This is a genomic window from Burkholderia sp. LMG 13014 (assembly GCF_905232215.1).
In the GTDB taxonomy this organism is placed as follows: domain Bacteria; phylum Pseudomonadota; class Gammaproteobacteria; order Burkholderiales; family Burkholderiaceae; genus Burkholderia.
Window position 1 is genome coordinate 1 of the sequence record NZ_CAJNKE010000180.1, and the last position, 10,632, is coordinate 10,632.

11 protein-coding genes and 1 pseudogene are annotated in these 10,632 nt (G+C 64.8%); 3 read left to right on the forward strand and 9 right to left on the reverse strand.

What is annotated here, in order from left to right:
- Window positions 1-219, reverse strand: a pseudogene (locus JYJ84_RS18555) (SDR family NAD(P)-dependent oxidoreductase); the annotation flags it as partial.
- A 107-nt stretch (window positions 220-326) separates the two neighbouring features.
- On the opposite strand from JYJ84_RS18555, the gene JYJ84_RS18560 reads away from it, so the two are divergent.
- The 3 genes from JYJ84_RS18560 (at window position 327) to JYJ84_RS18570 (ending at window position 3,304) form a co-directional block, all read left to right on the forward strand.
- A complete protein-coding gene (locus JYJ84_RS18560; protein ID WP_122946075.1) occupies window positions 327-1,358 on the forward strand; it encodes a CDP-6-deoxy-delta-3,4-glucoseen reductase in 1,032 nt (343 codons plus the stop codon).
- Window positions 1,359-1,650: 292 nt separating this feature from the next.
- Window positions 1,651-2,835 (forward strand): acetylornithine transaminase, encoded by a 1,185-nt coding sequence (locus JYJ84_RS18565; protein WP_175223027.1) that lies wholly within the window; start codon window positions 1,651-1,653, stop codon window positions 2,833-2,835.
- Between the two features lie 13 nt (window positions 2,836-2,848).
- Window positions 2,849-3,304 (forward strand): GNAT family acetyltransferase, encoded by a 456-nt coding sequence (locus JYJ84_RS18570; protein WP_175223026.1) that lies wholly within the window; start codon window positions 2,849-2,851, stop codon window positions 3,302-3,304.
- 24 nt (window positions 3,305-3,328) lie between these two features.
- On the opposite strand, the gene JYJ84_RS18575 is transcribed toward JYJ84_RS18570, so the two are convergent.
- From JYJ84_RS18575 to JYJ84_RS18610, 8 genes are all read right to left on the reverse strand, one after another.
- Window positions 3,329-4,000 carry a DUF2278 family protein gene (locus JYJ84_RS18575; RefSeq protein ID WP_174955439.1) on the reverse strand — a complete coding sequence of 224 codons (672 nt, stop codon included), beginning with the start codon at window positions 3,998-4,000 and terminating at the stop codon, window positions 3,329-3,331.
- A gap of 274 nt (window positions 4,001-4,274) precedes the next feature.
- Window positions 4,275-4,991, reverse strand: a complete 717-nt coding sequence (locus JYJ84_RS18580; RefSeq protein WP_122946079.1) for an ABC transporter ATP-binding protein — start codon at window positions 4,989-4,991, stop codon at window positions 4,275-4,277.
- Window positions 4,991-5,767: an ABC transporter ATP-binding protein gene (locus JYJ84_RS18585; RefSeq protein ID WP_043187587.1), complete on the reverse strand. Its 777-nt coding sequence runs from the start codon at window positions 5,765-5,767 to the stop codon at window positions 4,991-4,993. The genes JYJ84_RS18580 and JYJ84_RS18585 overlap by 1 nt, the downstream gene beginning before the upstream one ends.
- Window positions 5,768-5,791: 24 nt before the next feature.
- The gene (locus JYJ84_RS18590) at window positions 5,792-6,961 is read right to left on the reverse strand and encodes an ABC transporter ATP-binding protein (RefSeq protein ID WP_122946080.1); all 1,170 of its coding nucleotides are present in this window, start codon (window positions 6,959-6,961) and stop codon (window positions 5,792-5,794) included.
- A gap of 18 nt (window positions 6,962-6,979) precedes the next feature.
- Entirely contained in the window at window positions 6,980-7,930 is a 951-nt protein-coding gene (locus JYJ84_RS18595; RefSeq protein WP_006488946.1) for a branched-chain amino acid ABC transporter permease, read from the reverse strand.
- 211 nt (window positions 7,931-8,141) lie between these two features.
- A complete protein-coding gene (locus JYJ84_RS18600; RefSeq protein WP_174976929.1) occupies window positions 8,142-8,885 on the reverse strand; it encodes an amino acid-binding protein in 744 nt (247 codons plus the stop codon).
- Window positions 8,886-9,088: 203 nt separating this feature from the next.
- Window positions 9,089-10,069, reverse strand: a complete 981-nt coding sequence (gene ispH / locus JYJ84_RS18605; RefSeq protein ID WP_011352949.1) for a 4-hydroxy-3-methylbut-2-enyl diphosphate reductase — start codon at window positions 10,067-10,069, stop codon at window positions 9,089-9,091.
- Between the two features lie 2 nt (window positions 10,070-10,071).
- Window positions 10,072-10,527 carry a peptidylprolyl isomerase gene (locus JYJ84_RS18610; protein WP_027786673.1) on the reverse strand — a complete coding sequence of 152 codons (456 nt, stop codon included), beginning with the start codon at window positions 10,525-10,527 and terminating at the stop codon, window positions 10,072-10,074.
- Window positions 10,528-10,632 lie beyond the last annotated feature (105 nt).

The following is a 10,632-nucleotide window of genomic DNA, read 5'->3' on the forward strand; positions in this document are numbered from 1 at the left end:
ACCCGCGAGGCGGCCGAGCGTCGCCCGGCGATCGAGGTCGCCGACGATCGGTGTCGCGCCCGCGGCGCGCAGTTCGTCGCGGCGGGCCGGGTGGCTCGTCAGCGCGAAGATCCGCAGGTTGCGGTGCGTGTCGCGCCATTGCGCGACGCAGCGCATGCCGACGTCGCCGCAGCCGACGATCAGTGCGCGCGGCCGGCGCAGGATTCGAGTCGCGATCATGTTGGTTGCGAATTCAGTAGCCACCGTTGCGCGACGCGCAACGGGCTTGCATTGTAGCTGCCGTGCGCCACATGCACGGTCCCCACATTTTGTTCTAGTTTGGTTCTATGGCATTCAACGTCACTCTCAAGCAAAGCGGCCGGCAATTCCAGGTCGAGTCGGATGAAACCGTGCTGGCGGCTGCGCTGCGCCAGAACGTCCATCTGCCGTACGGCTGCAAGAACGGCGCGTGCGGCTCCTGCAAGGGCCAGATCGTGTCGGGCCAGATCGAACAGGGCCCGCACGCCGCGTCGGCACTGTCCAACGACGAACGCACGCGCGGCCTCGCGCTGCTGTGCTGCTCGAAGGCGCAGTGCGATCTCGAAATCGACGTGCGCGAAATCGCCGGCGTCGACGGCGTGCAGGTCAAGAAGCTGCCGTGCCGGATCGCCGCGCTCGAACGCAAGGCCGACGACGTGATGGTCGTGAAGCTGCAGTTGCCTGCCAACGAACGCCTGCAGTATCTCGCAGGCCAGTACGTCGAGTTCATCCTGAAGGACGGCTCGCGCCGCAGCTACTCGATGGCGAACGCGCCGCACGAGGAAGGCCCGGTCGAGCTGCACATCCGTCACATGCCGGGCGGCAAGTTCACCGATCACGTGTTCGGCGCGATGAAGGAGCGCGACATCCTGCGCTTCGAAGGCCCGCTCGGCACGTTCTTCCTGCGTGAAGATTCCGACAAGCCGATCGTGCTGCTCGCATCGGGCACGGGCTTCGCGCCGATCAAGGCGATCATCGAGCACGTGAAGCACACGGGCATCACGCGCCCGATGACGCTCTACTGGGGTGCGCGCCGCAAGAAGGACATCTACCTCGGCGAGCTCGCCGAGCAGTGGGCACGCGAGATCCCGAACTTCAAGTACGTGCCGGTGCTCTCCGAGCCGGACGCCGGCGATCAGTGGACGGGCCGCACGGGCTTCGTCCATCGCGCGGTGATCGAGGACCTGCCCGATCTGTCGGCCCACCAGGTGTACGCGTGCGGCGCGCCGGTGATGGTCGAATCCGCGCAGCGCGACTTCACGCAGCACCACGCGCTGCCGGCCGACGAGTTCTACGCGGACTCGTTCACGAGCGCCGCCGATCTCGCACATCCGGTCTAAGGCCCGCGCACCCGCGTACAGCACTGCGCGCCGCGATGTCACACCGGTGGCATCGCGGCGGTTTACAGTGAGGCGCGGGATGCCTTATGCTTGCGCACATGAACTGCTTCCTGTCCGCCCTTCGACGTCGCCGCTCGCCGCTCCGCCCGGATGCCGCAGGCTCGTCACGGACTCGCGCGTAACCCCACACTGCTTCACCGGTTACGCACAAGCTGTTCGACCCACCAGCCACGGCCTTCCGTGGCTTTTTTATTGCCTGTTTCCCTTTCAACGTCCGCTGGAGTCTGCTGCCATGCCCCTGAACGATTATCCGATCGACTCGCTGATGTACATCACGAACCGCCCCGACATCGTGTTTACGCACGGCAAGGGTTCGTGGCTCTACGATCACACCGGCAAGCGCTATCTGGACTTCATCCAGGGCTGGGCCGTCAACAGTCTCGGCCATTGCAACGAAGGCATCGTCGAAGCGCTGAAGACGCAGGCGGCAATGCTGCTGAACCCGTCGCCCGCGTTCTACAACGAACCGATGGCGAAGCTCGCGGGTCTGCTCACGCAGCACAGCGTGTTCGACAAGGTGTTCTTCACGAACAGCGGTGCGGAAGCGAACGAAGGCGCAATCAAGCTCGCACGCAAGTGGGGTCGCAAGTTCAAGAACGGCGCGTACGAGATCATCACGTTCGACCACAGCTTCCACGGCCGCACGCTCGCGACGATGTCGGCCAGTGGCAAGCCGGGCTGGGACACGATCTACGCACCGCAGGTGCCGGGCTTCCCGAAAGCCGAGCTGAACGACATCAACTCGGTCGAGAAGCTGATCACCGACAAGACCGTCGCGGTGATGCTCGAGCCGATCCAGGGCGAAGGCGGCGTGATTCCGGCCACGCGTGAATTCATGCAGGCGCTGCGCGCGCTGACGAAGCAGCACAACCTGCTGCTGATCGTCGACGAAGTGCAAAGCGGCTGCGGCCGCGCGGGCACGCTGTTCGCGTACGAGCTGTCCGGCATCGAGCCGGACGTCATGACGCTCGCGAAAGGCATCGGCGGCGGTGCCCCGCTCGGCGCGCTGCTGTCGAAGGCCGAATTTGCGGTGTTCGAGGCCGGCGACCAGGGCGGCACGTACAACGGCAACCCGCTGATGACGGCGGTCGGCTATTCGGTGATCTCGCAGCTCGTCGCGCCGGGCTTCCTCGAAGGCGTGCGTGAGCGCAGCGAATACCTGAAGCGCAAGCTGCTCGAGCTATCGGAAGAGCGCGGCTTCGAAGGCGAACGCGGCGAAGGCCTGCTGCGCGCGCTGCTGCTCGGCAAGGACATCGGCCCGCAGATCGTCGAGAAAGCGCGCGACATGCAGCCCGATGGCCTGCTGCTGAACGCCGCGCGGCCGAACCTGCTGCGCTTCATGCCCGCACTGAACGTGACGACCGAGGAAATCGACCAGATGATGGCGATGCTGCGGTCGGTTCTCGACACGCTCTAAGGAGACCGCCGCGATGGATGCCGCCGCCGATGCTGTCGCAATCCGCCCGTTCGAACGCGCCGACACCGATGCCGTGCTCGCGGTATGGCGCGACGCGTTCCCGCAGTACGAAGACGCGGACGCACCACCGCACCGCGATCCGCTGCGATCGATCGAGCTGAAGCTCGCGACGCAGCCGGAACTGTTCTTCGTCGCGATCAGCGGCGCGCGCGTCGTCGGCACGCTGATGGCGGGTTTCGACGGGCATCGCGGCTGGCTCTACTCGTTCGGCGTATCGAACGACGCGCGGCGGCTCGGCATCGGCCGCGCACTGATCGCGCATGCGGAACGCGCGCTCGCCGCACGCGGCTGCCTGAAGATCAACCTGCAGGTGCTGCCCGGCAACGACGACGCGTGCCGCTTCTACGCGGCACTCGGCTATCGCGTCGAGGATCGCATCTCGTTCGGCAAGACGCTGCCGGCCGCATGAAGCAAAGGCCGGCAGCTAGCCCGCTCAGCGCGTGATCGGCCCCGCGCCCGGCAGCGGATTGCCGAGCGCGTCGGTCGGCACGGCCTGCTGCTCGAACGCGGCGAAATACGCAGCCCACTGCGTGTCGCTCACGCGCACGATCAGCGCGCCGTCCTGCCAGATGTCGTTGTGGTCGTTGTGGTCGTCGCCCGCACGGTGCAGGTAGTTCGCGCCGGTCGAACCCTGGTTCATGTGCGTGTCGTGGATGCCGTTGCCTTCGGCATACGAGCGGCCGAACACGACGACGTCGAGCCCCTGCGACTGCGCGGCATTCACGAGCCGCAGCAGCGACGGAATCGGCTCCTGATTCTCGGTACCGTCCATCACGGCGCTCGGGCGCCACGCACCCGTTTCGTTCAGGATGTCGCTGCGCATGTAGTCGAGCGCGGGCAACGCGGCCTGCCCCGTCAGGTCCGTGTAGCCTTCCGCCGCGGCCGCGAGCGTCTGCGTAATCGGGTGGTGGAAATCGTAGACGAGCTTGTAGTTCAGCAGGTCGTCCGCGTCGCTGGTGCCGACGTTGATCGCGACATCCCAGTTGCCTCCGGGCAACGCGAGCGTCAGGTGGATGTGATACTGGATCTCGCTGCCGTGCGGCGAGCCCTTCAGCTTCGCCACCGATGTCACCTTCGCCTTCACGAAACCGTAGTCCAGACTCATGCGTGCTCTCCGTGTGCCGATCGGCCGCCGATGCTACGCGGCCCGTGTGTCGGTTTGCTGGCGACCGGCAACGAGCGGCCGCCCCCATCGTTCCCGCGCCGCATGCGCGGCGCAACAGTCGAATGGAGTCGCGCCCGCCCGCACAAGTTCGACCCGAATCGCGTGACACGAAAAAAAAGGCTGTCACGGCATCCCGTGACAGCCTTTCGAAAGCCCGTGTGAGACGCGCCCGGCACCTGCCGTCGCGCGCCACCGGGCCCGCTCATTCACTCACTCATTCGCCCAGGTACGCGGCACGCACCTTCGGATCGTCGAGCATCTGCTTCGCATCGCCTTCCATCGTGACCGTGCCCGAATCCATCACGTAGCCTCGGTCGGCCGCCTGCAGCGCAAGGCGTGCGTTCTGCTCGACCAGCAGCACCGTGATGCCCTCCTTCGAGATTTCACGCACCACTTCGAAGATCTTCTCGACCATGATCGGCGACAGGCCCATCGACGGCTCGTCGAGCAGCAGCAGCTTCGGCTTGGAGAGAATCGCGCGCGACATCGCCAGCATCTGCTGCTCGCCGCCCGACAGCGTGCCCGCGAGCTGCGTTGCACGCTCCTTCAGGCGCGGGAAGAAGCCGAACATCCGGTCGACGTCCTTCTTGATCTGCTCGGCGTCGTTGCGCAGGTATGCGCCCATCTGCATGTTCTCGATGATCGACATCCGCGCGAAGATCCCGCGGCCTTCCGGCACCATCGCGAGGCCGCGCTTGAGCAGCTCGTGGGTCGGCATGCCCTTGATCGACTTGCCGTCGTACTCGATGTCGCCTGCCGAATACGCCTTGAGACCCGTGATCGCCTTCATCGTCGTGGTCTTGCCCGCGCCGTTCGCGCCGATCAGCGTCACGAGCTCGCCCTGACGGACTTCCATGTCAACGCCCTTGACGGCCTGGATGCCGCCGTAGTTGACCTGCAAGCCCTTGATTTTCAACATTGCCGCTGCCATCAGTGCACCCCTGCGCCGAGATATGCCTCAATCACCTTCGGATTCTTCTGCACGTCCTGCGGCAGACCCTCGGCGATCACCTTGCCGTAATCGAGCACCGTCATCCGGTTGCACAGCCCCATCACGAGCTTCACATCGTGCTCGATCAGGAGAATCGTGCGGCCGTCCGAGCGGATCTTGTCGAGCAGGCGCGTGAGTTCGACCTTCTCGGTCGCGTTCATCCCGGCCGCCGGCTCGTCGAGCGCGAGCAGCTTCGGGTCGGTCGCCAGTGCGCGCGCGATCTCGAGACGGCGCTGGTGGCCGTACGACAGGTTGCGCGACGTGTAGTCGGCGTACTGCAGCACGCCGACGTATTCGAGCAGCTCGATCGCGCGTTCCTTGATCTCGCGCTCTTCCTGGCGTTCGGCCGGCGTCTGGAACACCGCGCCGAGCAGCCCGTGCTTGGTGCGCACGTGGCGGCCCACCATCACGTTCTCGAGGGCCGTCATCCCGCCGAACAGGCGGATGTTCTGGAACGTGCGCGCGATGCCCGTCTTCGCGACCTGATGCACCGCGGTCGGCTTGTATTCCGTGCCGTCGAGCTTGAACTCGCCGGAGTCCGGCGTGTAGAGGCCCGTGATCACGTTGAAGAACGTCGTCTTGCCAGCGCCGTTCGGGCCGATCAGGCCGTAGATCTCGCCTTCCTTGATCTGCAGGCCAACGTCGGACAGTGCCTGCAGGCCGCCGAAGCGCTTGTTCACGCCTTTGACGGACAGTCGGATTTGCTTGTCGCTCATGTGTATATCCCCTGTGTCCGTAGGTTAAGCGCGCACCGGCTTCTTGCTGGCGCGCTTCGCCAGTTTCGCGATCCTGTCCTCATGCTTCGGCGCGGGCCACAGGCCTTCCGAGCGGTACAGCATGATGACCACCATCGCGAGGCCGTACAGCGCCTGACGGATCACTTCCGTATCGACGATGTCATGACCGAACAGCGCATGCTGCAGCGGGCTCATCGTCGAGCGCAGGAATTCCGGGAAGATCGCGAGCAGCACCGCGCCCAGGATCACGCCCGGGATATGGCCCATGCCGCCGAGCACCACGCACGCGAGCACGACGATCGATTCCCAGAACGTGAACGATTCCGGCGACACGAAGCCCTGGAACGAGCCGAACATCGCGCCCGACAGGCCGCCGAACGACGCGCCCATCGCGAATGCGAGCAGCTTCACGTTACGGGTGTTGATGCCCATTGCCTTCGCCGCGATCTCGTCTTCGCGGATCGCCGCCCATGCGCGGCCGATACGCGAGTGCTGCAGGCGCGTACACACCCAGATCACCAGCAGCGAGCACAGCACGAACAGGTAGTAGTACATGTACACCGACGGCAGCTGGAGCCCGAACAGCGAGTGCGTCTGCGACAGGTTGAAGCCGCCGACGTGCACCGGGTCGATCCCCGTGATCCCCTTCGGGCCGTTGGTGATGTTCACCGGACGGTCGAGGTTGTTCATGAAGATCCGGACGATTTCACCGAAGCCGAGCGTCACGATCGCCAGGTAGTCGCCGCGCAGGCGCAGCGTCGGCGCACCGAGCAGGATCCCGAAGGTCGCCGCCAGCGCCATTGCGATCGGCACGATGATGAAGAACGGCACATGCAGCCCGTTCGGCGCGAGCGCCGCGATCCACTCGAACTGCGAGGTCAGGTGCGGCGAGCTCAACAATGCCGCGGTGTACGCGCCCACCGCGTAGAACGCGATATAGCCCAGGTCGAGCAGGCCGGCGAAGCCGACCACCACGTTCAGGCCCAGCGCGAGCATCACGTACAGCATCGCGAAGTCGAGCACGCGGACCCAGTAGTTGCCGCCGGCCGAGCCGATGATGATCGGCGCGGCGATCACGAAGACCGCGGTCAGGATGCCGATGATGACGGTCTTGGCGGTGTTGCGCTCTTCGACGAGCGACGTCGAGGATTCGATCGGTTGAATGGATGTCATGTTGTTTGCTCCCTTCCGTTACGCGCGATCCGCGACACGTTCGCCCAGCAGGCCGGACGGACGGAACACCAGCACGATGATCAGCACGATGAAGGCGAACACGTCCTGGTAGTTACTGCCGAATACGCCGCCCGTGAGGTTGCCGATGTAGCCGGCCCCGAGCTGTTCGATCAGGCCGAGCAGCACGCCGCCGACCATCGCACCGCCGAGGTTGCCGATCCCGCCCAGCACCGCGGCCGTGAATGCCTTCATGCCGGGGATGAAGCCCATGTAGAAGTGCACGTTGCCGTATTCGGACGCGATCATCACGCCGGCCAGCGCGGCGAGCGCGGAGCCGATCATGAACGTCGCGGAGATCACGAAGTTCGGGTTCACGCCCATCAGGCTTGCGGTGTTCGGGCTTTCGGCGATCGCGCGCATCGCGCGGCCGAGCTTGGTCTTGTGCACGAGCAGCAGCAGGCCACCCATCACGATGAACGCCACCGCGATGATCACGATTTCAGTGACCGAGATCACGGCGCCGGGCGTCGTGTCGGTCGCCTTGATCACGTTGATCGGATCGGTCGGCAGCAATTGCGGGAACGGCAGCGGGTTGCGCGACCAGATGATCATCGCGGCGGTCTGCAGCAGGATCGACACGCCGATCGCGGTGATCAGCGGGGCGAGGCGCGGTGCGCGACGCAGCGGCCGGTATGCGACACGTTCGATCGTGAAGCCGACGAACGCACAGACGACTGCGGCGATACCCAGGCCGATCGTCAGCGTCGCCACGTTGCCGAGTCCGGGGAAATGGTTCTGCAGCACGGTGATGGCCGACAGGGCGACCATCGCGCCGATCATCAGCACGTCGCCATGCGCGAAGTTGATGATGCCGAGAATGCCGTACACCATCGTGTAGCCCAACGCGATGATGGCGTAGACACTGCCGAGCACCAGCCCGTTGAGAACCTGCTGGACGAAAATATCCATTTAAAGCTCCTTGGCCCGTGCTGCCGGAGGACGTTGCGCCCCGCGGGTAAGCGAGGAATCGCGCCTTCTCGGCGACACTGCGGGTACTAGTCGATACCGGTAAGGGTGGATCGTCCCGGCGCGCGCCGCCCGGCCTGTACGGCCGGACCTGCCGCCGGAGCGGATACAAAAACGGCACCGCACTGTTCCGGTGCCGTCATGAGTCCCGTCGCTAAATCGTCACGACATCGAGGACGGTGTTCGTGGCCTCCTTGAAGTCGTAGGGCAGCATGCCGAGACGGCCATCGTCCGGTTGCCCGGCATCCGTGCCTTTTTCCGTCCGGTGCGAGGCAAGCCCCGCACCCGGGCAGATCGGATTCCGTACCGCGCCGCCTCGCAAGGCACCGCGAACGCCACACCCGACATTCGTCAGGACTGCGTCGGAATCCATCGTACGAACCAGACCGCGCGCCACGACATCATTGCTCGCGGCAACGCGCTGTTTCGTCGAATCGAATTGAAAGGGGACCAGCGACATCGGCACGCTGCCCGCATCGCCGGGCACCATGGCCGGCCTGCGTCGATCGGCACGCACGGTCGCTGTCACGCCACGACCGGCGGCTTGCTGGGTTGCAACCTGCTTACCCGCTGCCTGGCCGTTCGCCAGGCCAAGCGCGTTGATTTCCTCGATCGCCAAACGTGCCCCGTTTTCCTTGTCCTTGCCCAATTGCGCGATGCGGCACGCGAACGATGCCGCACGACCGGTTCCGGCGACGCGCACGCCGCTGGCCGGCGGTGCCGCGAACACCGCAGCCTCCCTCCCCGCCCCGTCGTCGCTCTTTTTGCTGCAGCCGGCAAGCATTGCAACCGGTGCGGCGGCGGACACGGCGTAAGCCAACTTCACGTGCATTGAATGGTCTCCCGCGCCTTGCCAAAACCCGATTTCAAAGCCATTCAGGCCTGAAAACGGGCGCATTGTAACTCCATTTATAGGACGCCAATAATCCTGATTCGATGGGGTTTTCCTGCATTGCAACCAAATTTGAGAGACGCTTGGAAGCGCGCAGAGCAACCCGGTTGCACCATTAATCCGAATAATGGTTGCGATTACAATTTCGACAGGCAAAAAAAAGCGCGCCGGGAGGCGCGCTTCGGTGTTCCGCAGGTGCGATGCGGCAATCAGGCGGCGGGCGGCAGGTTCAACCCGCGCGGCAGCGGAAACGACACGTTTTCCTCGATGCCGTCGAGCGCGCGCACATTGCGCACGCCGAGTTCGCGCAGCCGCGCGATCACGGCCTGGGCGAGCACTTCAGGCGCCGACGCGCCGGCCGTCACGCCGATGCGGCGCTTGCCCGCGACCCATGCCGGATCGATCTGGTCGGGCGCATCGACCATGTATGCGTCCACACCGCGCTTCTCGGCCACTTCGCGCAGGCGGCTCGAATTCGAGCTGTTCGGGCTGCCGACGACGATCACGACATCACACTGCGGCGCCATGAACTTCACCGCATCCTGGCGGTTCTGCGTCGCGTAGCAGATGTCCTGCTTCTTCGGCTCGCGGATCTTCGGATACTTGGCCTTCAGCGCCCCGATGATCTCGGCTGCGTCGTCGACGGACAGCGTCGTCTGCGTGACGAGCGCGATGCGCTCGGGATCGGCGAGCTCGAGCTTCTGCACGTCCTCGACGCTCTCGACGAGATGCATGCCGCGCTCGACCTGCCCCATCGTGCCCTCGACTTCCGGATGCCCCTTGTGCCCGATCATGACGATGTCGACGCCGTCCTGGCGCATCTTCGCCACCTCGACGTGCACCTTCGTGACGAGCGGGCAGGTTGCGTCGTAAATGCGCAACCCGCGCACGTCGGCCTCGTCGCGCACGGCCTTCGACACACCGTGCGCGCTGAAGATCACGGTATTGCCGGCCGGCACTTCCTCGAGTTCCTCGACGAAGATCGCGCCTTTCTTCTTCAGATCCTCGACCACGTACTTGTTGTGGACGATCTCGTGACGAACGTAGATCGGCGCACCGTGCATCGCGATGGCGCGTTCGACGATCTCGATCGCACGATCGACACCCGCGCAGAAACCGCGCGGCTGGGCCAGCAGGATTTCGGCATCGGCTGCGACGGTCTGCCCGGACAGCGTATCGGTGGTGCTCATGATTACAGGATTCCGATGATTTTCACTTCGAACGTGAGCGCTTGGCCCGCGAGCGGATGATTGAAGTCGAACAGTGCGGAGGTTTCGCTGACTTCCTTCAGCACCCCCGCATATCGGCCGCCGTCCGGCGCGTTGAACTCGATCAGTTCGCCCGGCGTGAAATCGTCGCCGACCATCCCGTTCTCGCGCAGCGTCGACAGCGTGACGCGCTGGAGCATGTCGGGATTGCGGGGACCGAACCCCTGTTCGGGCGTTAGCTGAAAAGTCGAGTGGTCGCCGACCCTGAGCCCGATCAGAATCTGTTCCAGCGACGGCGCCAGTTGCCCCGCGCCGAGCAGCAGCGTGGCCGGCTTGTCGGTGAAGGTGTTGACGATGTCGGCGCCGTCGGCCAGTGCCAGCCGGTAATGCAACGTGACGTGGGAACCGGGCTTCACTTCGGATAGATCGATGAGGCTCATGAATTACTCGTTCAGTCGGCGCCCGCTATGGCCGAAAGGCCCGGCGCAAAGCCAATATTGTAAGTCACCTGAGCGCGCAAGGCGGAAAGTGCGACGACGTCGCGC